Source organism: Methylomonas sp. HW2-6 (assembly GCF_052474525.1).
This window is the reverse complement of the sequence record NZ_CP184124.1, coordinates 789,380-813,506: the sequence shown is the minus strand read 5'-3', so window position 1 is coordinate 813,506 and position 24,127 is coordinate 789,380. Positions and strand designations below refer to the sequence as shown.

At 54.5% G+C, this 24,127-nt stretch carries 17 protein-coding genes; 9 read left to right on the top strand and 8 right to left on the bottom strand.

Features of this window, described 5'->3' with window-relative positions; all coding sequences use genetic code 11:
• Positions 1-2: 2 nt before the first annotated feature.
• From ACH518_RS04820 to ACH518_RS04800, 5 genes are all read right to left on the bottom strand, one after another.
• On the bottom strand, positions 3-1,262 hold the full coding sequence (locus ACH518_RS04820; RefSeq protein ID WP_445372070.1) for an ATP-binding protein: 1,260 nt from the start codon (positions 1,260-1,262) through the stop codon (positions 3-5).
• A gap of 101 nt (positions 1,263-1,363) precedes the next feature.
• Complete coding sequence (locus ACH518_RS04815; RefSeq protein ID WP_445372069.1) at positions 1,364-2,818, bottom strand: DUF3375 domain-containing protein; 1,455 nt, start codon at positions 2,816-2,818, stop codon at positions 1,364-1,366.
• A complete protein-coding gene (locus ACH518_RS04810; protein ID WP_278210036.1) occupies positions 2,815-4,164 on the bottom strand; it encodes a DNA recombination protein RmuC in 1,350 nt (449 codons plus the stop codon). The genes ACH518_RS04815 and ACH518_RS04810 overlap by 4 nt, the downstream gene beginning before the upstream one ends.
• A 30-nt stretch (positions 4,165-4,194) precedes the next feature.
• Positions 4,195-4,539 carry a hypothetical protein gene (locus ACH518_RS04805; RefSeq protein WP_140913243.1) on the bottom strand — a complete coding sequence of 115 codons (345 nt, stop codon included), beginning with the start codon at positions 4,537-4,539 and terminating at the stop codon, positions 4,195-4,197.
• A 708-nt stretch (positions 4,540-5,247) separates the two neighbouring features.
• Positions 5,248-6,504 (bottom strand): pectin acetylesterase-family hydrolase, encoded by a 1,257-nt coding sequence (locus ACH518_RS04800; protein WP_445372068.1) that lies wholly within the window; start codon positions 6,502-6,504, stop codon positions 5,248-5,250.
• 430 nt (positions 6,505-6,934) lie between these two features.
• Here ACH518_RS04800 and ACH518_RS04795 point away from each other — a divergent pair, with 430 nt between their 5' ends.
• Positions 6,935-7,639 carry a phosphatase PAP2 family protein gene (locus tag ACH518_RS04795; protein ID WP_445372067.1) on the top strand — a complete coding sequence of 235 codons (705 nt, stop codon included), beginning with the start codon at positions 6,935-6,937 and terminating at the stop codon, positions 7,637-7,639.
• A 50-nt stretch (positions 7,640-7,689) separates the two neighbouring features.
• On the opposite strand, the gene ACH518_RS04790 is transcribed toward ACH518_RS04795, so the two are convergent.
• A complete protein-coding gene (locus ACH518_RS04790) occupies positions 7,690-9,069 on the bottom strand; it encodes an L-serine ammonia-lyase (RefSeq protein ID WP_140913240.1) in 1,380 nt (459 codons plus the stop codon).
• 163 nt (positions 9,070-9,232) lie between these two features.
• On the bottom strand, positions 9,233-9,973 hold the full coding sequence (gene ppgK, locus ACH518_RS04785) for a polyphosphate--glucose phosphotransferase (protein WP_445372066.1): 741 nt from the start codon (positions 9,971-9,973) through the stop codon (positions 9,233-9,235).
• 716 nt (positions 9,974-10,689) lie between these two features.
• On the opposite strand from ppgK, the gene dnaN reads away from it, so the two are divergent.
• The 8 genes from dnaN (at position 10,690) to ACH518_RS04745 (ending at position 23,117) form a co-directional block, all read left to right on the top strand.
• Entirely contained in the window at positions 10,690-11,793 is a 1,104-nt protein-coding gene (dnaN, locus tag ACH518_RS04780) for a DNA polymerase III subunit beta (RefSeq protein WP_445372065.1), read from the top strand.
• Positions 11,794-11,806: 13 nt separating this feature from the next.
• Positions 11,807-12,880 (top strand): DNA replication/repair protein RecF, encoded by a 1,074-nt coding sequence (recF, locus tag ACH518_RS04775; protein WP_445372064.1) that lies wholly within the window; start codon positions 11,807-11,809, stop codon positions 12,878-12,880.
• A gap of 113 nt (positions 12,881-12,993) precedes the next feature.
• On the top strand, positions 12,994-15,399 hold the full coding sequence (gyrB, locus tag ACH518_RS04770) for a DNA topoisomerase (ATP-hydrolyzing) subunit B (RefSeq protein WP_445372063.1): 2,406 nt from the start codon (positions 12,994-12,996) through the stop codon (positions 15,397-15,399).
• A gap of 70 nt (positions 15,400-15,469) precedes the next feature.
• Positions 15,470-15,715 (top strand): hypothetical protein, encoded by a 246-nt coding sequence (locus ACH518_RS04765; protein WP_445372062.1) that lies wholly within the window; start codon positions 15,470-15,472, stop codon positions 15,713-15,715.
• A gap of 9 nt (positions 15,716-15,724) precedes the next feature.
• A complete protein-coding gene (locus ACH518_RS04760; protein WP_445372061.1) occupies positions 15,725-18,745 on the top strand; it encodes a DEAD/DEAH box helicase in 3,021 nt (1,006 codons plus the stop codon).
• A 158-nt stretch (positions 18,746-18,903) separates the two neighbouring features.
• Positions 18,904-19,398, top strand: coding sequence for a Hachiman antiphage defense system protein HamA (locus ACH518_RS04755; RefSeq protein WP_445372967.1), 495 nt, complete (start codon positions 18,904-18,906; stop codon positions 19,396-19,398).
• Positions 19,310-19,621 (top strand): hypothetical protein, encoded by a 312-nt coding sequence (locus ACH518_RS04750; protein WP_445373027.1) that lies wholly within the window; start codon positions 19,310-19,312, stop codon positions 19,619-19,621. Before ACH518_RS04755 ends, ACH518_RS04750 begins: the two co-directional genes overlap by 89 nt.
• 97 nt (positions 19,622-19,718) lie before the next feature.
• On the top strand, positions 19,719-23,117 hold the full coding sequence (locus ACH518_RS04745) for a DEAD/DEAH box helicase (RefSeq protein ID WP_445372060.1): 3,399 nt from the start codon (positions 19,719-19,721) through the stop codon (positions 23,115-23,117).
• 218 nt (positions 23,118-23,335) lie between these two features.
• Here ACH518_RS04745 and ACH518_RS04740 read toward each other — a convergent pair whose 3' ends face one another.
• Positions 23,336-23,959 (bottom strand): hypothetical protein, encoded by a 624-nt coding sequence (locus ACH518_RS04740; protein WP_445372059.1) that lies wholly within the window; start codon positions 23,957-23,959, stop codon positions 23,336-23,338.
• Positions 23,960-24,127: the final 168 nt, after the last annotated feature.

Sequence of the window (24,127 nt, the reverse complement as noted above, 5' to 3'; positions counted from 1 at the left end):
AATTATTCCAGCCAATCTTCGGCGGGTTGAGACAGGAATTCCGCCAACGTCACTCCGCCAGCGCCAACCAATATTTTTTTGGCATGCGGGTACTTTTCTCCAAACACGTTCAATCCTGCCGATACCACCGGCTTGGGTGCGCTTTTGACCTCTATCGCCGTCAATTTTTTGCCTTTGGCCAACACGAAATCGACCTCTTGGTTGCCTTCGCGCCAGTAGTAAAGTTTTGTATCTTCGTCGATAGTATTGAGTAGGTGTGCACCTACGCTGCTTTCCACCAAGCGCCCCCAATAACTTCTATCGGCCTGAGCTTCGGCGAAACTGTAATCCTGCAAGGCCGACATCAAGGCGGTATTGAACACATTCAGTTTGGGGGCCGAATTACGCTTGCGCACCTCCTGTCCGGCATATTTATGCAGGCCGGCCAATAACTTGGTTTCGGTCAATAGATGTAAGTAATCGGCCAGCGTTTCTGTATGCTTGGCTTCGATGATGGCTTCTATCATCTTGGTCAATGACAGTTCCTGCCCTGAATAATGGCAACCCAGTTCGAATAACTGTTTCAGCAGCATCGGATTTTTGATGCGCACCATTTGCAGGATGTCTTTTTCGATATTGGGCTGAATCAAACTGTCGCGTACGTAACGGCGCCAGCGGGTTTCGTCTTTAATCAGCCAGGCGCTACCTGGATAGCCGCCAAAGTAGACGTATTGTTCCAGCGTCAGCCCAAAGGCTTCCTGCATTTCAGCAAAGCCCCAATGGCTAACGGGCAAGGTTTCGTAGCGCCCGGCCAGACTTTCGGATAAGCCTTTTTGCATCAGCAACGGTGCGGAACCCAGTAATACCACATGCATGGGTACGCCGTTTGCGCGGTCGGCATCCCATAGGCCCTTAACGATGTTGGACCAATCCTCGATTTTTTGGATTTCGTCTATCGCAAACACAAAGGCTTCATCGCTTTGCGCGGTTTTAAGCCAGGCAGCGGCGCGATTTCTGGCTTCCTGCCAATGAAATGCCAACCAGGCTTTATCCTTTCTTTGAGGTGGCGAGATAGCTGCAACCGCACCAGCCATTTCATAGAGAGATAGGTTCGGTTCGTCGTCCACGGACACGTAATAGCCTTGCGTCGGCTCGGCAAAAACGATGTCGCGGATAATGGTGGTTTTGCCAACCTGCCTTGGGCCTGCGAGTAGATTGATGAAGTGAACAGAATCGCTGAGACGGGTTTTGAGTAGGGCTTCCTGGGGACGGGAATATTTCATGTTACGTTACTGAGTAAATTTACTCATTAACGTAACATATTGAAATTTATTAGTCTATTTACATTCCGGGCCAGCAACAAAAAAGTGACGACCGCCAATCATCACCTAACGAAAATCACCCTCGGCAACCGCGCCTGCCGGCTCAATTCCCGCCCTTCGCCGTCCAGCGTTTGCCAGACGATCACGTCTTCGGCGGCTTCATCGACCGTGGTTTTGAAGCTGTCGCCGCCGAGTTGCAGGTAGGCCACCAGTTCCGCCAGGCCGTGTTGCAGCGGGCGGGTGCGGCAGAGTTCGGCCAAGGTGATTTGCGCTTTGTCTTGCAGGGCGTGGCGGATGTGGCGGGCCAGTTGGGTTTTGTCGATGACGATTTGCGAGAACAGCGCGGCGGCGTCCAGCTCTTCGTCGCCGGTTTGCGGGACGATGCTTTCGATGCGCGGTTTGACGGCGGGCGTATGCAGCGGGCGCTCCATCGGCAGCTCGATGTCGGCGGCGGCTTCGGCGATGACCAACAGTTCGCCGGGCGGCTGGTTGTCGCGCAAGGCCAGGGCCTTGACTTCGATGCCGTGCAGGATTTCCATGATGCGGCGATTTTCCAACCAGGCCTGGTCGTCGAGAAAACGGCGCAGTTGCCGGCTGAGTTCGGCGACGGTGCGCTGGGTGTGTTCGCCGGCTTCCAGCCAGTCGTAATGCACCCGGCGCAAGCGGGCGTCGGGCCTTAGTTCGGCGACCGGTTGCAGGGCCAGAACTTTTTCCAGCAGGCTCGACAGTTCCTCCTGGCGGCGGCTGGACATCAGAAAATCCCAGAAGGCGCGGAAACTCCGACCTTGGTCGGAGTCGGCGATGGCGTCGCGCTCGCCCATGATGTCTTGCAGTAATTCGCCCTTGCCGCCTTCCCATAAGGCAATGCGCTCGCGCACCCGCCGGTCCAGGCCGCGAAAATTATGTTCGACTTCGCGAAAGTCGCCGAGCAGTTCCCTGGCCAGTGCGGTGAATTGCTGGAAGCGGTCCTTCAACGCGGTGTCGTCCAGCAGGGTCAGATCGCCGGCGCGAATACGGGCGATTTCGGCGTCCAGTTCGGCGCGGCGTTTTTCCAGTTCGGCGATGCGGGTTTCCGGGTCGGTTTCGCTGCCTTCGCTGATTTGTTTGAGCAATTCGAATAAAGTCAACAAACGCGATTCGGTGCCGACGAAGGCGCGTTCAGTCAGGCTGCCCAGCCAGGCGATGGCTTTTTCGGTGGCCGGCGTCAGGTCGAAAAACGGCTCGTCGGAACCTTGCCGGTAAAACTTGCGCAACCAAGCCTTGTCGTTGCCGGCCCAATCGTTCAGGTAGTCCAGTGCAGGCTTGGGAAAAGCATCGTTACCCAGCCGTTCGCGTAAGGCAAACAGCTCGTCTTCCAGCGCTTCGGCCAGATCGGCCTGACCGATCAGACGCTGGTTGGGGACGACAAAGGCCCGGTTTAGAAAACCGGCGATCAGCGGGGCATGGTCGGAGCGCAGCAAGCGCCAGGCCGGATGGTTTTGTTTCAGCAGCTCCAGCGTGGCGTAGTCCAAACTCATGCGTCGTCACCGGCGTCCATTTGTTCGGTCAGGCTCTTGGGCAGTTTCTTTTTGACCTTCACGCCCAGTTCTTCGAGCGCGCCGGCTTGGCGCAACAGATTGCCCTGGCCGCTGCTGAGTTTGTTGACGATGCCGTCGTAAGTTTTTTGCACGGTGCTGAGTTGGTTGCCGAGTTTTTCGATGTCTTCGACGAAGCCGCGGATTTTGTCGTACAGGGCGCCGGCCTTGTCGGCGATCAGCCGGGCGTTCTCGTTTTGTTGTTCGTAGCGCCAGATGTTTTGAATCGTGCGCAAAGTTGCCAACAGCGTGGTTGGGGTAACGACGACGATTTTATGTTCGAAGGCGTCGTTGAACAGTTTTTCGTCGCCTTGAAAGGCGGCCATGAAGGCGGCTTCGATCGGCATGAACAGCAGCACGAAGTCCAGCGAGCGCAGGCCTTTCAGGCTGGAGTAGTCCTTACCGCTGAGACCTTTGATATGGGCGCGCACCGCTTCGACGTGTTGCTTCAGGGCTTCGGTGCGTTCGGCATCGTCGTCGCTGGAGCAGTAGCGCTCGTAAGCATTTAACGACACCTTGGAATCGATCACCACGTCCTTGTTATCCGGCAGGCGCACGATCACGTCGGGTTTGAACAACCGGTTGTCCTCGTCGCGGAACGCGCCTTGAGTTTCGTATTCGATGCCCTTGCGCAGGCCGGATTGCTCCAGCACTTTTTCCAGAATCATCTCGCCCCAATTGCCTTGGGCCTTGTGGTCGCCTTTCAAAGCGCGGGTCAGATTCAGCGCTTCCTGGTTCATTTTCTGGGTATCGCGGCGCAATGAAACGATTTCCTCGCGCAGGCTGATGCGGTCCTTGGTTTCGTTGTCGTAAACGCTTTCCACCCGCTGTTTGAACTCGCCGAGCTGCTGCTTTAGCGGCGCCACCAGGGTTTCGATACTGGTCTTGTTATGCTCGACGAATTGCTTGCCGCGTTCCTCGAAGATTCGATGCGCCAGATTTTCGAACTGGGTTTTAAGTTGATTTTCCGCGTCCTGCAGCAAGCGGATTTTTTCTTCGTTATGTTTGTGCTGTTCCTGCTGGCGGGTATTTAGCTCGGCGTTTTCGGTTTTCAGAACCAATAATTGTTGCTGCAACTCTTGCACATCCGACTCGCGTTGAGCCAATAAGACCAGGCGTTCTTCGGCCACCGCCAGTTTTACTGCTTGCTGCTGTATCTGCTGTTGCTGCTGCTCAATTTGGTTAAACCAATTCCGCTGCCGTTTGCCGGCTCGCCACGCGCACAGCGCGTAACCCACCAACGCCCCCAGCAGCGACGCGGCCAACACTAACCCATTCCCTGTTTCCATCAACGAGAGTCTCTTAAGTAAATTTGCAATTTATTTCGGTTTGATCGACAAATCGCCAATGGTAAAACCGATATCGAAACCTTGACCTTTACCGATCAACACCAACGATATCTCGCCACGGGTTAGCACTTGCCGATCGATCGAGTTCTTAAAACCGAAGTGATTACCCAAAGAAATGTAGTCGCCGTATATTTCGCTGAGGTATTTGACGTCGGTGAAATAGCCTTCGCCTTCGATCTTGGAATAGCCGATGGTAAAACCGATGCTTTTCGACGACAGCAAGACTTTTGCCTTTTCGCCGTTACGGCAGCTTATTTCGCCACTGCCGTCGTATTGCTTATACGCCAGAGAAAATCCCTCCAATTTGTAGGTCATGCTGCAAGTGCCCAATTTCTTTGCGCCGAACTGCGCCTGAATATCGGTCTGGCTGGGTTGAACCGGCGGCGGGGTTTGAGACGATGGCGTTGCCGAGGTTTCGGCCGGCTCCGCTGGCGGTGCCTGGTCGAGCGGGTGAGTGATAAATTCGGCGCGGCCAGCAAGCGGAAAGGCAGCGGCGAGGCAAACCAGGCCGAAAATCGCAGATCTGGTAGCCGTTAACGAGCCGCCGCCCTTATTAGATCGGCCATTAAATACCATTCGCTTCGAGTTGATCGAAGAGTATTCCGCTGCGGGTTTCGACAGCCTCGGCCCAAACCGAAAACCAGAGATAAACAGGGCCGGGTTAATAGTCGGCGCTAGCGTCCAACGCAGCGTTGTTTTCGGCGAAGCAATAAAACTGCGTCCACCTCGAGTTTGCAGTATGTTCATCGTTACGCTCTGATCGGATTGGAAAGATAAATGCCGGCCGCTGTCACTAAACTGCGAACGCAACCGGAGTCGCATCTTCAGTTCGTTCTTAGTTTTCCGGATTACTTTACTCGAAAGAACGTAAAAAAAGTTACACCAGGCGGTTTTCATCGGTGGCATCATGAGAATGCGCCACCGATTCAGGCACCCGGTTTAAGTGGCGAGCGACCAGTCGTTTGCAGACCGTCGTCGCCGCAAGTTCAGGTCGGATCGGCTAGAGAGTCAATGAATTGTCCATTAAGGGGTGCCGAAACTTCTAGCCAAGCAAGTCAACACCCCGGCCTGGGTTAAATTCTGCTCGCCGCAATCGACACCGGGCGTGCAACTCAGATTTTGCCAGTCGGCGGCATCGTTGGTGACTATCGCCTTGGCCCAATCCACGAACCGGATGCCGTTCAAGGCCGATGTATAAAATTCGTCGAACCGGAATATCGTGTGATTGCACCCCGGATCGATGTAAGCCCGGTAGTTTTTCGGCAAGGCCGTTTTTAAACCGGCGGCAATTGTGTTCATTCTAAAACTCCAACTCCCGAAACCGGAGACTTGGTCGGCCGGCACACCGTCGCTTTGTTCCATGATGTTCAAGAATAATTTTTGCACCACATCGTAAGCCGTAGTGTATTGAGCAAATCGTTCCTTCGGATATTGCGCTGCCAGGGTTCTGTAGACTTTCGGCAGGAAATCGGTAGCCGGAGCAGCCGGCAAGGTTTTGAATATCGGATGCAGGTTGGTATCGATGTTCCAACCCGAACTGGGGCCGAATACGCCGGAAGCCAAAAAGCCGTCGGTAATCACACCCATGCCGCCGTCGCTGAGCAATGAGACTTTAGCGTCCTTGCCCAACAATTTTTGGACCCAAGGATAATTCAACGCGGCACCGTAGGAACCTGCGCTGGAGCCGGCGACCAAGATCTTGTCGATTTCTTCTCCGCCGGCGTTCAACGGGCTGAATTTATTTTTCCGCTGGCGTTTAAAGTAATCCACCACGTAAAGAAAGTTATCGAAGCCGCGGTGTTTAATGACTACCGCATCGGTCGGGTCGGGGTTAAACGGATTTTGGTAAACCGTATCCTTGGAACCTAAAAATACGTCGCCAGTACAATAAGACACAAACACCATGGTCCAGTTTTTATAAGGGTTCTCCGGATCTTCGGCGTCCAACAAACCGGCCATTTGATTCGGATCATTCGCCACATCGGCCGACGGTACGTAACTCGCCTGTTGGCCCGGCACGATCTTGCAAGTCTGGTAATTCCAGCAAGCACCGCCGCCATTCATGTACAACAAGACTTTGTCGGCCTTACCCGGTTTTACGTAAAACGAATAAGGTTGGCCGAATGCGCAACTGGGCGTCACCAGTTTTTGCGTATCGCCGATTTTCACCGGATATTGGCCCGGAGTTACTTCGACTTTTTGCCAGACGTCGGCAGCTTGCGCTGCAACGGCAGACCCCAACAAACCGGCAAGTACCGCATTCAATAGAAATGGTTTCATGGTTTCTTCCTTTATTCTTTTAAAGTCACTGGACATTCACCTTTCGGCCTTTCCGGCGTCGGGTTGACTCACAAGTGTAGTCCGCTGCCGGCAAGTACAGGAATGAATCAGGATGAAACGAAAGTGGTTACGAGCGCTAACACTTGCCCGCTGCCAAACTGCGCGCTTTTTAGCGACAGTTTGGAATTAAAAAATAACGATTGGATTCGTCATTTAGACTGTGCCCGATAGTGCACGTGTAACGCACGAAACTGGTGCAAATCGGCCGATTGATTGGTTGAACTAAACCTCGATGCACGGGTAAAAACCAATTAAAAAACCGCCGGCCCGATTTCTGACTGTTGTTTTTCAAGAGCTTAGGTCTGGTATACCTTTCTGGCGCATTTCTGGCTTAACTGTAATGGAGTCGCCACAATAACCAGGATAATGAATGGAAACGTCTAAGCGTCACTACTATGAATTAATCGGTCTGGCCGTGCTGGCCGCGGCCACAACCTCATTGTTTTGGTTCACCAATTTGGACCGTTGGGCGGCCGGTTTGTTTTTTTACCCCGGTAACGCCGGCGGGGTTTGGCCGAAACAGGATTGGTGGTTCTGGCGACTTCTTTACGATTACGCTTTTCCATTCACCATCACTGCCGGCGGGTTTGCACTTCTGACGTACCTGATGAGCCATCTGTACGACGATTTCCGCAGTTTTCGGCGTCAGGCCTTGTACATCTTGCTGGTGATCGCGATAGGTCCGGGTTTGGTCGTCAATCTGATCGTCAAAGATCACTGGGGCCGGCCGCGGCCGGTGCATACCAAGGAATTCGGCGGCGAATACGCTTACGTGCCGCCGGCAAAATTAGGCCATAGCCCGGACAAATCCTTCGTGTGCGGACATTGCTCGGTGGGATACGCTTTTTTTGCGCTGTATTTTTTGGCACAAAACTACAAAACGCTGTATTTGGTTCTCACGTTGGGTTTGGCCTGGACCATGGGTTTTACCCGGATGACCGCCGGCGGCCATTACTTGTCCGACATACTCTGGTCCGGGTATCTGGTGTTTTTGGTGGCTTACGCCTTGTATTACGGTTGGTATCTGCGCGACCAACCGATAGCGGTGCCGGAACCGAAAATCGCCACCGGTTAAACCGCTGGGCTAATCCGGCATAGAATTATGAACGGTGACCGAACGCCGTTTTAACATTCGATCAAATTCACCGCCAAACCGCCGCGCGAGGTTTCCTTATATTTGGTTTTCATATCGGCGCCGGTTTCGCGCATGGTCTTGATGACTTTGTCCAGCGAAACGAAATGTTTGCCGTCGCCGCGCAAGGCAATCCGCGCCGCATTGATGGCTTTGACCGAGCCCATCGCGTTGCGTTCGATGCAAGGCACTTGCACCAAGCCACCGACCGGATCGCAAGTCAAACCCAGATTATGTTCCATACCGATCTCGGCGGCATTTTCGACCTGCTCCGGCGTCCCGCCCAACACCTCGGCCAAGGCGCCGGCCGCCATCGAACAGGCCACGCCAATTTCGCCCTGGCATCCGACTTCCGCGCCGGACAGCGAAGCGTTTTCTTTATATAAAATCGCGATGGCCGCCGCGGTCAATAAAAAGCGGATCACGCCGTCCTCGTTGGCGCCGTCGCAATATTTCCAGTAATAATGCAGTACGGCCGGAATAATCCCGGCCGCACCGTTGGTCGGTGCGGTGACGACGCGGCCGCCGGCCGCATTTTCTTCGCTGACCGCCAGTGCAAACAAATTCACCCACTCCATAGTCCCAACCGGCATGCTCGGAGTCTGCCGCGGAATTTCGCCGGTCAGTTGCCGATACAGATTGGCGGCGCGGCGTCTGACTTTCATGCCGCCGGGCAGAATGCCTTCTTCGCGTAAGCCGCGTTCGACACAAGCTTGCATCACCTGCCAGATCGTCAGCAACCGCTCGCGGATCTGAGATTCGTTGAGCCAGGCCTTCTCGTTGCTCAGCATCAATTCGCTGATCGATTTACGATGGGTCGCGCACAATTTCAGCAAGCCATCGCCGGTGTTGAACGGATAAGGCAGGCAGGTATCGTCGTTGCTCAGGCGATCTATCGCCGCTTCCGGTCCGGTCACGACGAAGCCGCCGCCGACCGAATAATAATCGGCCTGCACCAATTCGGCGCCGGATGCATCGAACACGGTCAGCCGCATGCCGTTGGAATGGTAGGGCAACACTTTACGTTGAAACAGCAAATCGGACTTTTCATTGAACGCCACCGGATGGAAGCCCAGCAACCGCACCGAACCGGTTTCGCGAATCTGCGCCAACCGCTGCGGTATCGAATCCGGATCGACCGCGTCCGGCGCTTCGCCTTCCAGACCCAGCATCACCGCTTTGTCGGTACCGTGGCCTTTACCGGTGGCACCCAAGGAACCGTAAAGTTCGACCTGAATCCGGCGGACTTCGGAGATTAGGCCTTGCTGTTCCAATTTCCGGGCAAAGGCCATTGCGGCCCGCATCGGCCCAACGGTATGCGAGCTGGAAGGGCCTATCCCGATTTTAAAGATATCGAAAACGCTGATTGCCATGGTTAACGCCTGCGGTTGGATAGAGCGGAAATTTAGAGAAACTTAGCTGCCAGGACACACCGACCGTAAAAAGCTTCCCCAACCGGCGTAAAACCAAGCAATCATCGTACCGGGTAAGGCGGACGAGTAATCGCAACGCCAAAGCCGGCTGGCTTACCCCGGATTAAAGTTTCGATTTGGCAAACAGTGCGGCACCGACGATGCCGGCCTGGTTTAAAAATGCGGCCGGTTTTACCGGTGTGCTGAGTGCGAGCTGGTCCTGGAATTTATCGAGCTTTTTGCTGGCGCCGCCGCCCAGAATGATCAAGTCGGGCCAGAACAACTTTTCCATCGTCGTTAAATAAATATTGAAACGCTTACCCCAGGTCTTCCAACCCAAGTCCTCGATCTTGCGCGCCGCATCGGATGCATAACGTTCGGCTTTGACGCCGTTCTCCAAAAAGATATGGCCCAACTCGGTATTGGGCAATAACTTACCGTCGGTGAACAACGCGGTCCCCAAACCCGTACCTACCGTCACCAGCAACACCACGCCGGCTTGATCCACGCCATGACCGAAACGCATTTCGGCAATGCCGGCGGCATCGGCGTCGTTGACGTTGAAACAAGCGCAAGTTGTCGCTTCCGAAAACAATTTGTCGATATCGGTTTGGATAAACGCCTTGGAAATATTGGAGGCCGTCAAGGCGACGCCGTGTTGCACCGCGGCCGGAAACCCGCAGCCTACCGGTCCGTTCCAGTGAAAATGCACCACCAATTGCGCCAACACCGCAGCCACCGCTTCCGGAGTCGCCGGCTGCGGCGTGTCGATCCGATGCCGTTCCGACACCAATTCTCCGGTTTCGGTGTTGACTATCGCACCTTTGATCCCGGATCCGCCAATATCCACGCCAAGTACCAGCATAAGTTCTCCTTGAAAAAATGAGCCGTTACCATTTTAGGCCAATCGGCCGGCTTACAACGGGTTTATCGGCTCGAGCCCCAAATTCAGCTCATCGGACTTATAAACATTGTTGATAAGCGTGTCGGCAAAATTTGTTAAATCTTGTGGATAACATCCGGATAAAACCCACCTGAGGTGTTATCCACAATCTTGCAACAGGCGTCGATGCGCAGGATGTACAGAGTTAAATGGACTACATCCATATGAAAAATATTATAAAAATTGACTTATCCACAAATTTTTGGCGCCTAATAGTAATAACAAAAATAAAAGATTTAATAAGTTATTTATGATTGGCTGTTGGGAGGTCGGTCCGGCTAGCCAACTGTGAAGTGGCGGAAATTTACGATGATGCATCAAGGTCGACAAATACGCGGTACGAATCCGAACAGCCACAGACGAATCCAAACAAACCACATTTCCAATGAGAGGCATGTCTGTTTCCTCCATAATAAGGAGAGCGAACTGTTGAAAAGAATGTTGGATAATGTCGGCAAAAGATGTGGACAACTTGTAGCCTTGTTTGCCGTTGCCGGTTTTCCACAACTGCTCAACAAGCACGGCGACGGTTAGCGTACAGAATCAATATGCTGTAAAGCTATTGATTTTTAGAGATAAAAACTATTTTTCCACAGGTTTTGCTTTCATAGTAATAACAATAGAGAAAAGATATTGATATGAAATTTATTATTGGCAGAGATCAAATTCTCGCTCCATTGCAGCAAATCGTTAGCGTTATCGAGAAACGGCAAACCATGCCCATTCTTTCCAACGTGCTGTTGCAAGCCAGCGACGACCAATTGGTAATGACCGGTACCGACACTGAAATCCAAATTGTCTCGAAGATAAATATCGAATCAATATTAAAGTCGGGGGAGATCACGGTCCCGGCGCGGAAGTTTCTGGATATTTGCCGCTTGCTGCCGCCTGCGGCCGAAGTCAGTTTCGAGTTGCAGGACGATAAGGTGAAATTGGTATCGGGGCGCAGCCGGTTTTCGTTGAGCACCTTGCCGGCCGAACACTATCCGGAGTTCAACGAATCCAACTACGAATACGATTTCATATTGAACGCCGGCAAATTAAAGAAAGCGCTGGAAAAAACCGTGTTTTGTATGGCCAACCAGGATGTGCGTTACTATCTGAACGGCTTGTTGCTGCATGTCAGCAATTCAAAATTGAAATTAGTGGCGTCCGACGGCCACCGCTTGTCGATTTACGAGGACGACATTGGCCAAGCCACCGGCTGCGAAGCCCGCATCATTTTGCCGAGAAAAGCGGTACAGGAATTGAGCCGGCTGTTGGACGACCCGGAAGCCGAGCTGAATATCCAGTTCTCCAATAATCACATCAAACTCTATTACAAGGATGTGGTGTTCTCGTCCAAATTGATAGACGCCAAATTTCCGGATTTCAGCAAGGTGTTCAACCAGAATTTCATGTCGCCGCTGTTGATACAAAAACAATTGTTGCGGGAAGCCTTGACCCGGGTGGCGATTTTGTCCAACGAAAAATACAAAGGCGTTACTTTCGATATTGCCGACGATTCGCTGAAGCTGAGTACCCACAATCCTGAGCATGACGAAGCCGAGGAAGAATTGGTGATCGATTACCAGGGCGAGCCTTTGACGATTTCGTTCAATTCGCAATACATGCTAGATGCGGTGACCAATCTGGATTCGGAAATGGCGGTTTTGACCATTGCCAGCAATGCCAGCAGTTGTTTTGTCGAAGAGCCCGAACAAGCCCTGTTCAAATTCATCGTAATGCCGATGCGGATGTAAACCGCTTCCCGGCATGACTTTGTTAAAGTTGGATGTTCTGGCGGTGCGGAACATCCAGTCCGCCAGCATTTCGCCGTCGCCGTCCATCAACTTCATTACCGGGGCCAATGCCAGCGGTAAAAGTTCGTTGTTGGAAGCCATCTTCATCTTGGGTCGCGCCCGGTCGTTTCGAACCACCCATATCAAGCAAGCCATCGCCTTCGATCAATCGCAATTGACGGTCGCGGCGCAAAATCGGCAGCAAAGCGGCTCGGTCAGCCAGCTCGGTATCCAGATCGATAGCAAGCAATGCGAAATCCGTATCGACCAGGAAAACCGCCAGAAAGCCGATTTGGCTTATGCGCTACCGGTGCAGCTGATACATCCGAAAAGCTACCGTTTACTGGATTCCGGACCGCAAATCAGAAGAGAGTTTTTGGATTGGGGGATTTTCAATCAAAACAGGAATTTTCTGTCTTGCTGGCGTAATTACAGTAAAGGCTTGCAGCAGCGCAATGCGTTACTGAAGAGCCGGCAAGTTCGGCAAATTTCGGCTTGGGATCGGGAACTGGCGGAATACGGCCAGATGATCAAAGAGTTCCGCCTGAGCTATTTGAACGCTTTGCAGCCGGTGTTTCTGGAAATGGCCGGGTATTTTTTAGGGGGCGACGACGTGGCATTACGTGTCCTCACCGGCTGGGACGACAAATTGAATTTGGAGCAGGCGTTAAAAACCGATCTGGACAAGGACATGCGCTACGGCTTTACCCATAGCGGTCCGCATCGAGCGGATTTCCAAACCTACTTTAGCAAACGCTTAGCCAAGGACTACTTGTCCCGCGGTCAGCAGAAGCTGTTGGTATTAGCTTTGTTGTTAGCGCAAGTTACCTTGTTGAATCGGGATAGTCCCAATACCTGCTGTATCCTGATAGACGACCTTACCGCGGAATTGGATGCAGATAACAGGGCAAAATTGCTAAAATACTTGGTCGGACTTGAATGCCAAATATTTATCAGCAGCACTGGAATAGCCGACTTCGGCGATTTGAGTAACATCGATAACTACAAATGGTTTCACGTGGAACAAGGCAAGATTACCGAGCATTGATGTTTCACGTGGAACGAACAATAAAAACTAGAATCCTCCATCACCAACGCATGATCTGTCGAATGCGATAGCAACGACAAACCACCTTGCGGTACAACACACTGGATACCCTCATGAGTGAACAATACGACAGTTCGAATATCACAGTACTGAAAGGTCTGGACGCGGTCAGAAAACGTCCGGGCATGTATATCGGTGATACCGATGACGGTTCCGGTTTACATCACATGGTATTCGAGGTCGTCGATAACTCGATAGACGAGGCATTGGCCGGATATTGCAAAGGCGTCGACGTGGTGATTCACGAAAATGGCTCGGTGTCGGTGTCCGACGACGGCCGCGGCATCCCGGTCGACATTCACAAGGAAGAGGGCCGCTCCGCCGCTGAAGTGATCATGACCGTACTGCATGCCGGCGGCAAATTCGACGACAACGCTTACAAAGTCTCCGGCGGTTTGCACGGCGTCGGTGTATCGGTGGTAAATGCCTTATCCGAAGAACTGACCCTGAAAATCCGCAAGAATGGCAAACTGCACACGCAGAAATATGTACTAGGCGAACCGGTGGCACCGCTGGCGGTGGTGGGCGATGCCGAAGGCAGCGGCACCTATATCAACTTCAAGCCCAGCCCGACCATCTTTACCAACATCGAATTCCATTACGACATTCTCGCCAAGCGCCTGCGCGAACTGTCTTTCCTCAACTCGGGTGTCAGAATCTCGCTGCGCGACGAACGCAGCGGCAAGGAAGACGTGTTCGAATTCGAAGGCGGCATCAGCGCTTTCGTGCAACACTTGAACAAAAACAAAACCCCGCTGTTCGAGAAAGTGTTTCACTTTCAAGCCGAAAAAGAAGGCGTCACCGTCGAAGTCGCGATGCAGTGGAACGATTCCTATCAGGAAAACGTGTTCTGCTACACCAACAACATTCCGCAACGCGACGGCGGTACCCACTTGGCCGGCTTCCGCGCCGCGCTAACCCGCACCATCAACCAATACATCGAAACCAACGGTCTGGCGAAAAAAGAAAAAGTCGCCACCACCGGCGACGACGCTCGCGAAGGTTTGACCGCCGTGTTGTCGGTCAAAGTACCTGACCCGAAATTCTCGTCGCAAACCAAAGACAAATTGGTGTCGTCGGAAGTGAAGCCGCTGGTGGAATCGACGATGAACGAAAAACTCCAGGAATTCCTGCTGGAACAACCCCAAGTCGCCAAAGCCATCGCCGGCAAAATCATCGATGCGGCGAGAGCCCGCGAAGCGGCCCGCAAAGCCAGGGAAATGACCCGTCGCAAGACTACGCTCGACATCGCCGGCTTGCCCGGCAAACTCGCCGATTGCCAGGAAAAAGATCCGGCCTTGTCCGAACTGTTCATCGTGGAAGGGGACTCGGCCGGCGGCTCCGCCAAACAGGGCCGCGACCGCCGCACTCAAGCCATCCTGCCCTTGAAAGGTAAAATCCTTAATGTGGAACGCGCCCGCTTCGACCGGATGATTTCATCGGAAGAAGTCGGCACCCTGATCACCGCGCTGGGCTGCGGCATCGGTAAAGACGAATACAACGTCGACAAACTCCGCTACCACCGCATCATCATCATGACCGATGCCGACGTCGACGGTTCGCACATCCGCACTTTGCTGCTGACCTTTTTCTACCGGCAACTGCCGGAACTGGTCGAACGCGGCCATATTTACATTGCCCAACCGCCGCTCTACAAAGTCAAAAAAGGCAAACAGGAACATTACGTCAAAGACGACAATGCTTTAAACCAGTACCTGATCCAAATGGCGTTGGATAAAGCCCAATTGCAAACCGATCCCGACACGCCGATTATTCAGGGGCCGGGCCTGGAAAAACTCGCTACCGAGTTTGCCGACGTCATGAACGCGATCCAACGCCTGTCCAGACGTTACGACGACCTGTACCTGGAACAAATGACCTACATGCCGGTATTGAATGCCGCGATCAGAGCCAACCCGCAAATGTTGTCGGCCTGGTTCGCGCAACTGGAACGCAACCTGAACGCCGGCGACCACAAAGCCGTATTCAGTAGCGAGTTGAACTACCGCGACGGCGAAGACTTCGACGTCACCGTCAACAAACGCCTACACGGCATCACCAAAACCTTCGTCCTGCACGCACCGTTCTTTTCCGGTAACGATTACCAAAAAATCGCCGCTTACGTCGAACACACCACCAACATGTTCGGCGAACACTCAGTCATGCGCATGGGCGAACGCGAGCAACACGTCGCCAATTTCAGACAGGCCTTCGAATGGATGATGCGGGAAGTCAAAAAAGGCCAACACATCCAGCGCTACAAAGGTTTGGGCGAAATGAACCCGGAACAACTCTGGGAAACCACGCTGGACAGCAACAGCCGCCGCCTGCTGCAAGTCACAATCCAGGATGCCATCGCCGCCGACGAAATCTTCACCACCCTGATGGGCGACATCGTCGAACCCCGCCGGGATTTCATCGTCAAGAATGCTTTGGATGTGGCGAATTTGGATGTTTAAACATGTGTCGTGTCAGATCTCAAAATAGATGAAAAAAATCTCACAATTGTGAAATGAAATCTCAAAATTTATGAAATGTACTTTGGGATGGTCCTCTTATACCGATGCGTGTTACACACTCGAAGACAACTTCAAGAAGATAGGTTTTGATCGGGCCGAGAATTGCGCTGGTGCTAGGCTTTCCTGGCCTTGGCAGATCCGAACTGAACATGGCGCATTGATGGTGCTGGAACTGGTGGCGGATGCACTGAACATCGCTGGCGGCAAGGTTCAGCCGTTGCTGACCGACACGAACTTAGCATTGAATAACCCGTAAAGGGTGTGTATGGCGATCAAGGCGGTATTCGTAGGCATTAACAAGCATCTCGATACCTCCATACCCGAGCTGGGCGGAGCGCGCCGTGATGCTACGGCCTTGTGGGCACTGTTCACCGATACGATCGAAGGCCTGAGTGGCCGTCTGCTGGTGGACGAGGCCGCCACCCACGCGGAAGTGTCAGGGGCTATGCTTGGTACCTTGGCCGCCGCGAGTGCAGATGACGTGGTGGTTATCGCGTTCGCGGGACACGGATCTCCAGATGGCAATTTAGTGTTGTTCGACACGAACGCGGGGGACCTTGCTGGGACAGCCTTATCGATGGCTGGCTTGGCAGATGCTTTCAAGACGACCAAGGCCCGCGCTGTCCTATGTATCCTTGATTGCTGTTTCAGCGGCCAGGCACCGGCGCGCGTGCTGGAGACGGTGGCACGCCCGCGCAACGCATTCGCACTTACGGGCATCTATGGAGAAGGCCGTATCCTTCTGGCGGCTTGTGCGACGAATGAATCTGCTTGGGAACAGCCCGGCACCGGGCATGGCTTGCTCACCCACGCCGTGATTGAGGCGTTGACAGGCACGGTAGGCGACTCAGTCAGCTTTCCTGAGATCGCCGGGGAGATCATCCGACTGGCGCGTGTGGAGGCCGAGCGAATCAGCGTCACGCAAACCCCCGTATTCTTGGGTAGTGTGCAGGGAGGTCTGACGTTCCCGACACTCAAGCGTGGCGACAACTACGCAGCGGTTTTTCCTACGAATGCTGTCCATCAAATGTCGGGAACATTCGCGGAGTTTTCCGCCCACGGCTTCCCACCCGAGATTGTCGAGAGGTGGGAAGCCGACTTTCCTCAAGGTCTCAACGCGCTGCAACTCAAAGCGGTCAACGAGTTCGGCGTGCTCAGCGGAAACTCCTTGTTGGTTGTTGCCCCGACGAGTTCCGGCAAGACGATGGTCGGCGAGGTGGCGGCGATTCAGGCGGTCACGTCCGGCAAGAAGGCGGCATTCCTATTGCCCTATCGAGCGCTGGTCAACGAGAAATTCGAGGAGTTCACTGAGCGCTACTCGGCTGCAGGATTGCGCGTGGTCCGCTGCAGTGGGGATGCAACCGACGGCATCGGGCCCGTTTTGGCTGGGCGCTATGACCTGGGCTTCTTTACCTATGAGACCTTCCTCAATCTAGCGTTGGGCTCGCCTCGCCTACTGAGTCAGCTCGGTCTGGTTGTGCTGGACGAAGGGCAGTTCATCACGGACCCGCAGCGCGGCATCACGGTTGAGCTGATCTTTTCTCTGCTCTTGCGGGCCCGGCAGCATGGCATCGAGCCGCAGCTCGTGATCCTGTCCGCAGTCATTGGCAATCTGAATAGCTTCGATCGCTGGCTCGGTGTTCCGCTACTGTTGTCGCGTGAGCGGCCCGTGCCGTTGATCGAAGGCGTTCTCGACCGGCGAGGAACATTCCAATATATCGATACCGACGGGACTACGAAGACCGAGGCTTTACTGCCTTCGTACCGCATCGTGCAGCGTCGCGACAAACCCAGTTCGCAGGATGTGATCGTGCCTCTGGCGCAGCAACTGGTGGGTCAGGGCGAGAAGCTACTGGTGTTCCGCAACATGCGCGGTCCGGCCCAGGGGTGTGCGAAGTACCTTGCCAAGGAGCTTGGCCTGCCGCCGGCCAGCGCAATCCTGGACGCACTTCCCACCCAAGACCTGACCGGCGCATCGCAGGACTTGCGGGAATGCCTGGCCGGTGGCACCGCATTCCACAACACCAATTTGCTAAGGGCGGAACGCGAGGCGGTCGAGCGAGGGTATCGCAGCGCCATGGGGGGCATCCATGCCCTGGTCGCCACCACGACCTTGGCCGCCGGCATCAACACGCCAGCCTCAACGGTGGTGCTCGCCGAGAATGAATTCGTCGGCGAGGACGGTCGACAGTTCACGGTGGCCGAGTACAAGAACATGGCGGGTCGCGCTGGGCGACTCGGCTTCAATGAGACCGGCAAGGCGATCATCCTGGCGGACACGCCAATGGAACGTGCACAGCTTTTCCAGCGCTATGTGCTGGGTGTCCCCGAAGACGTAAGGTCCTCCTTCCAGCAACGTGATCTGCCGACATGGACGCTGCGTCTGCTCAGTCAGGTGCGCGGCGTCCGTGCTGACGAGATCCCGGGACTGCTGGTCAACACTTTCGGAGGGTACTCGGCATCGCGAGCGAATCCACAATGGGTCGCGATGGTAGAGCGGGACGTGAGCGCTCTGGTTGAGCGCCTGTTGCAGGCAGGGCTTGCCGAGCGCGAAGGCGATCTCATCCACCTGACGCTCCTTGGGCGCGCCTGTGGCACCTCGTCTCTGTCATTCGAGTCGAGCCTGCGCCTGGTCGAATTGATGGGACGCCTGAACGTCGCGCAGACACCGCCCAGCCACCTTCTCGCGATGGTCCAAGTGCTGGACGAACTGGATGCCATCTATACGCCGGTTATGAAGAAGGGGCAGACCGAAAGTGTGCGCGCTGGCGAGGTGGCACAGCGCTTCGGACAGCAGATACCTCAAACGCTGCAGCGGTACTGTCGTGACCAGATCGAGTTTTGGGCGCGATGCAAGCGTGCCGCGCTGCTGCATGATTGGATTGAGGGGACGCCCGTCGATGTGCTGGAGAGGCATTACTCCACGACGCGGTTTGGCGGTGCGATTGGCTACGGCAACATCATCGGCATTGCCGACGCGACTCGCTTTCATCTGCGTTCCGCGCATCAGATTCTGGCAACGCTTTTCCCCGATCAACCAGATTTTCTTCAAGGTCTGGACGAAATTCTTCAGCGGCTTGAATTCGGTTTACCTTCTGCCGCGTTGCCCATCACCAAGATCCCGGTGAGACTGACACGCGGCCAGCACTTGGCGCTGTTGTCCATCGGTGTATGTAGCGCTACTGATTTAAGGAATTTGGACAATGAGCGTCTGCGGCAGTGTGTGGGCGCGGGAACGGCCGCACTGTTGCGACCTGCAGAGAACATAGCAGATACGGCTGAATGAGCCGGAGAGACGACAAATGAAGGACAACCAAAGGGTTCACCTATGTCGATCCGATCTCCGATTCGGAAAAGAATTTTAAAGGAGAGTGGAACGTGGCGCATTTCAACGACTGGTGCCTTTCGGTAGATACCCCGGTAGGGAACCATTTCTGCAGAGTAATGACCGCGCAGGAGGCGAACCTTCCGACTGCGATCCAGGCAACTGCGGCCATTGTGCCGACGCACTATGCATCGGAAGAGCAAGTCGCGCGAGCACTGGCACGGCTTGGCAAACCGGAAGCGGCTGCGCTAATTCAAGGCAAGCTTCCGACTACAAAGGCAATCCGTTCCGGAGATCTCGGAGAGATTTACGCTACTGAATGGATCGAAGCGCAGAGCGGAGGTTATCGCGCTCCGATCAAGCGGCTGCGATGGAAAGACCATCGCAATATGGCAATGCGCGGCGACGACGTTATCGGCATCTCTCAAGACCCTCAGACTCAACGTCTTCACTTTCTTAAGACAGAGAGAGGCAAAGAGCCGCGTCGCACTGACCGCCCAAGTCCTTACCGAGGCGAGGGCCGGTTTGGACAAGGATGGCGGCCTGCCATCCGCGCATGCGCTGTCCTTCATTTCGGCGCGTCTGCACGAATTGAACCAACTACCGCTCGCTGACGCGATTGATGACGCATTGTTGAAGCATGGTATTCCGCCGCAGAACGTCCGCCATCTGCTTTTCACCTTTTCCGGCAACGCGCCGGATGCGTTATTAGTAGCGTCTCTTCAGGCCTATCCTGGACCGATAACCCAGTGGGGTGTCGGCCTGCACGTGGATGGGCACGCTGCCTTCATCGGCACAGTCTATGACCGAGTAATTGCCGATGCCGACAACGCCTGAAACAATCGCGGCTGACATCATGGAGGCGGCGACTGCCGGCTTCCGAGGCCGTCTCATCGCGCGCGGTCAGGCGCGAGCAATCATCTGGAGAGACGGGGTGCTCCCGCCAGATGCTCCGGCTTTCGCAGCGCAGCTTAGCCACGACCTGCATTCCTATGGCTACGCTCTTTTCGGGCTGGGTCTTCGCCTGCGAGAACTCGGCGGAGACGCGGCCCAAGCCCGGATCGCCTTCGAGCAAGCAGCCACGGCCCTAGAAGCTGTGATTGCAAAGGGCAATCGCCAAGAGATCGATCGCGACTTCCACTTCATCATGGCGGCAGCGAGCTATCACCTCGCACATCTGTCCGCGCGTGCCTATTCGCTGTTGGCCCTCGTTGAAGCGGATGAGAATTTTGCGCCTATGGAGCGTGTCCTTGCTCTGTTGATGAGGCGGAATTTCGACTCGTTGCGCGCTACGGTGCTTGATTTCCGGGCGTCGGGCGAAGGTAGCGATGCTCGAATCGCCGCTAAAATCCAGGAAAGCCTCAATCAAGCTGAAGCGGCGGTCAATATCGCAGGCGGCGAAGACTTCGTCTTCGATGGCCTTGACATTGCGCTGACTGACACCTTCATGGCGGCGATAGCCCTGTTCCTGCTCGCGCTTGAACGTGGCGAGCGACCATTGCTAGAACAAGCGCTGGAGCGACTCCGCACCGGACTGGCCATCTGCGCCGAGATGAATATGCTCCCGCAGTGGTGGTCGTATCGCATCACCATCCACCTCCTATCCGATCTGTGGTCGACTACCTTTCATGAGAGGGTTCCGCATCAACCAGCAGGCGGTGAGGCGAACGATTGGCCCAGGCTTCGCGAACTATTCATCGCGCTGATGTTACGTCGCCCGAAAGCCGAAGTGGATCTCTGGCCTTCGCAGATCGATGCGGCAAACCGCGCGGTTGATCAAGCGGACGATCTGGTTGTCTCCCTGCCTACCAGCGCGGGCAAGACGCGCATCGCTGAACTATGCATTCTGCGCTGCCTCGCCGGCGGGAAGCGTGTAGTCTTCATCACGCCGCTGCGAGCACTGTCCGCGCAGACCGAAACAACCCTTCAGAGAACCTTTGGCCCACTCGGCAAGACGATCTCCGCACTCTATGGCAGCATCGGGGTCAGCGGCTTTGACGAGGATGCGATCCGGGAAAGTGACATTGTCGTCGCGACACCAGAAAAACTCGACTTTGCGCTCCGTAACGACCCCTCTCTCCTCGATGACGTTGGTCTCCTTGTCTTCGACGAGGGGCACATGATTGGCTTGAACGAACGGGAAGTCCGCTATGAGGTTCAAATCCAGCGGCTTCTCCGGCGCGCCGATGCACATGAGCGGCGCATTGTGTGTCTCTCGGCGATTCTTCCTGACGGCGATCAACTCGACGACTTCGCCGGATGGCTACGTCGAGACCATCCTGGTGGCTTGATCAAACATGACTGGCGTCCAACACGGTTGCGGTTTGGCGAGGTGGTCTGGGCGTCCCCCAATGCGCGACTGAATTTGCGTGTCGGCGAAGAGCGCCCTTGGGTTCAGCGCTTTCTCACGGGAGTGGCGCCGCCAACGTGGATGCCGCCCAAACGGCGCCGAACCAGGCTCTTTCCAGACGATCAACGAGAACTCTGCCTAGCGACAGCTTGGCGGCTGGTAGACGACGGGCAGACCGTCCTCATCTTCTGCCCGGAACGACGTAGCGTCGAACCGTTTGCCGACGTGATTGTCGACCTTTATGAGCGCGGAGCGCTGCAGTCGTTGCTGGAAGCAGACCCTGCTGTTCTCGCTACTGCAATAGCGCTTGGTGAGGAATGGCTGGGCCCTGACAGTGCAATCCTCAAGTGCCTACGTCTCGGTGTGGCGCTCCATCACGGGGCTTTGCCGACGGCCTACCGGAAGGAGATCGAAGGCCTGTTGCGTAGCAATATCCTCAAAGTCACTATCTCGTCACCGACCTTGGCTCAAGGCTTGAACTTGTCCGCTACCGCTGTGGTCATGCACTCCCTCCACCGTGCTGGAACCAGGATCGACATCTCCGAGTTCAAGAACGTGATCGGGCGAGCCGGCCGGGCCTATGTCGACGTGGAAGGCATCGTGCTCTTTCCCATGTTCGACGAGATTCCGAGAAAGCGGAGCAACTGGGAAACGCTCATCAATGATCTCGGTGCTCGCAATATGGAGAGTGGACTGGTGCAACTCGTCGCGGCGCTGCTGTCCCGCATGAGCGCCCAAGTCGGTGGTGATCTGAACCAGCTTATCGACTATGTCGTGAACAACGCCATGGCGTGGACCTTCCCAGAAGTCGCGAACGAGAGTCAAGAAGATCGCGAACGCGCCCTTGCGGATTGGCAGCAGCATGTTGCAACGCTCGACACTGCCGTCCTGAGTCTCATTGGCGAAAACGACATTCCGGACGACGGGGTTGCAGCGGCGCTGGACGACATCCTCCAATCCTCTCTGTGGCATCGCCGTCTTCTGCGGCAGAACGAGCACATTCAACAGGTTCTGAAAGCCGGCCTAGTTTCTCGCAGTCGGCATATCTGGAGCCAATCGACTGCAGCGCGCCGCCGAGGCTACTTCTTGGCTGGCGTAGGGTTGGGAACCGGGCAGGCGCTGGACGCCATTGCGGAGGATGCGAACCTTCTACTGATTCAGGCCAACGGCAGCATTCTCAATGGTGATGCTGAGGCGGCGATAGCCGCAATTACAGCGATTGCGGAACGCGTCTTCGTCTTCTATCCATTCATACCAGATCCCATGCCGGGAAATTGGCGCGACATTCTCCGCGCCTGGCTTCTCGGCGAGCCCCTTTTCGCCATCGCCGCCGGTCAGGAGTCGGAGACGTTACAGTTCATTGAAGGGGGCCTTGTCTACCGCCTCCCATGGGCAATGGAGGCTATTCGGGTACGTGGAGTTGCCAACGGCGACACCATTGACGGGCTCCTTTCTCTTGAGGACTATGAGCTTGGCTTTGCAGTGGCGGCCGTCGAAACCGGAACGTTGAATAGGTCGGCTGCGATCCTCATTCAGGCGGGGTTCAACTCTCGGCTCGGCGCTATAAAGGCTGTCGCGGACAGTGAGGCGACCTTTCAAACAGCCCAAGAACTTCGGCACTGGCTCGGTTCGGATGATCTTGCGGCGTGGAGCGCAAGACCTGATTGGCCGACACCAGAGACGAGGGAGATGTGGGTGGAGTTTGCGCAAAGCTTCACACCTCGTGCAAACCGCGTCTGGGCAGACCGCCGATACTGGGTGGGGGTGACGTGGCTCGGAGTACCGCCACCGCCAGGAACCCCACTTCAACTCCATTATTGGGGCGGTCAGCCACGCGTGCTTGCTGCGGACGGTGTGCCGCTGGGGACCATGCAAGCTGCACTTGCGCCCGGGAGGGCCGGTCTGGTACGTGCCCAAGTGTCTAAAGACGCAGGTCGGATTGACATAGTGTATTTGGGGCCAGACGACCTCGTAGCTACCTAGTACGCAACAACGAAGAACGCTCAGTTCTATGTGGTGCCGTTCCTTATCGAGAACACTCGCCTGAACCGCGACGATCCACGGAATCAACGTATACTGATCCTTGTTCAAGTACAAACAGCATGCCGATGAGGAGCTGTTTGACAAGGCGTATAGCTATATACGGCAGTATTATTGATCCGCAATGGGGTTAATAATTAATTCCCAGTTCTAACTTAAATTTATGGTTTCTTAACGTGAGCCCTAACAGCTTCGATTAACACGTCGGGATCAGAAATAGCATCTTGCACTTTTGCGCAATCGATTTGATCAATACGTTGTAAGACTCGTAATTTTGGATCAATACCTAGCTTGGACTTTCCGTTGCGAATCATTGATATATGATTGCGATTGACTCCCAGAAATGTCGCAAGCTCATCGTCTGTTGCCATTTTAAAGCACTGTTTTATTTCATCAGGTAATGACATTTCAGCTGCAATTAGATTATCTTCAGGGATATTTTTTTTCCCCGCAAGTCGCGCTCTGGTGACGCTAATCATGTGAAGCCTCTGACCAATATATAAACCAGATATACGTTCGACCCAATTGCGAACGCCTAAATATGAAATTTTATCCAAGACAATGAATTTTGATTTTGGGCCTAACCGATGTGTTTTATGACGGACAGTACAAAGAGCACTTCTGGTAATGCCCAAAAAACCGGCTAGTTCTGCATCAGTTGCCAGCCCGAAACCGTCCTTGATGACATCAAGAAGAACAGAGTCATCTTTTTGTTGAGGTGTTCTAGTTATTGACGTACAATCGTCAGCGGGTAGAACAATGTGTTTGGAGATAGATGATGACATGAAGTAGTAAAAATATTGTTCTAGTCGATGACTAGAACAACAACAAATTAAAAAAGGGGACAAATCATTAAGACAGCCCCCGATTCTAAAAGCAAGTGATGAACTCGCCCTCGACAAGCTCAGTGTCGCACTTCCTTCATAATCGGTCAAGCAATTCTTAACTGTCTT

Coding starts and splice junctions, on each gene's coding strand:
- ACH518_RS04795 (WP_445372067.1), top strand. CDS start 6,935: ATGGAAACGTCTAAGCGTCACTACTATGAATTAATCGGTCTGGCCGTG.
- ACH518_RS04810 (WP_278210036.1), bottom strand. CDS start 4,164: ATGGAAACAGGGAATGGGTTAGTGTTGGCCGCGTCGCTGCTGGGGGCG.
- ACH518_RS04820 (WP_445372070.1), bottom strand. CDS start 1,262: ATGAAATATTCCCGTCCCCAGGAAGCCCTACTCAAAACCCGTCTCAGC.
- ACH518_RS04800 (WP_445372068.1), bottom strand. CDS start 6,504: ATGAAACCATTTCTATTGAATGCGGTACTTGCCGGTTTGTTGGGGTCT.
- dnaN (WP_445372065.1), top strand. CDS start 10,690: ATGAAATTTATTATTGGCAGAGATCAAATTCTCGCTCCATTGCAGCAA.
- ACH518_RS04740 (WP_445372059.1), bottom strand. CDS start 23,959: ATGTCATCATCTATCTCCAAACACATTGTTCTACCCGCTGACGATTGT.
- recF (WP_445372064.1), top strand. CDS start 11,807: ATGACTTTGTTAAAGTTGGATGTTCTGGCGGTGCGGAACATCCAGTCC.
- ACH518_RS04765 (WP_445372062.1), top strand. CDS start 15,470: ATGAAATGTACTTTGGGATGGTCCTCTTATACCGATGCGTGTTACACA.
- ACH518_RS04760 (WP_445372061.1), top strand. CDS start 15,725: ATGGCGATCAAGGCGGTATTCGTAGGCATTAACAAGCATCTCGATACC.
- ACH518_RS04805 (WP_140913243.1), bottom strand. CDS start 4,539: ATGACCTACAAATTGGAGGGATTTTCTCTGGCGTATAAGCAATACGAC.
- ACH518_RS04790 (WP_140913240.1), bottom strand. CDS start 9,069: ATGGCAATCAGCGTTTTCGATATCTTTAAAATCGGGATAGGCCCTTCC.
- ACH518_RS04815 (WP_445372069.1), bottom strand. CDS start 2,818: ATGAGTTTGGACTACGCCACGCTGGAGCTGCTGAAACAAAACCATCCG.
- ACH518_RS04755 (WP_445372967.1), top strand. CDS start 18,904: ATGACCGCGCAGGAGGCGAACCTTCCGACTGCGATCCAGGCAACTGCG.
- ppgK (WP_445372066.1), bottom strand. CDS start 9,973: ATGCTGGTACTTGGCGTGGATATTGGCGGATCCGGGATCAAAGGTGCG.
- gyrB (WP_445372063.1), top strand. CDS start 12,994: ATGAGTGAACAATACGACAGTTCGAATATCACAGTACTGAAAGGTCTG.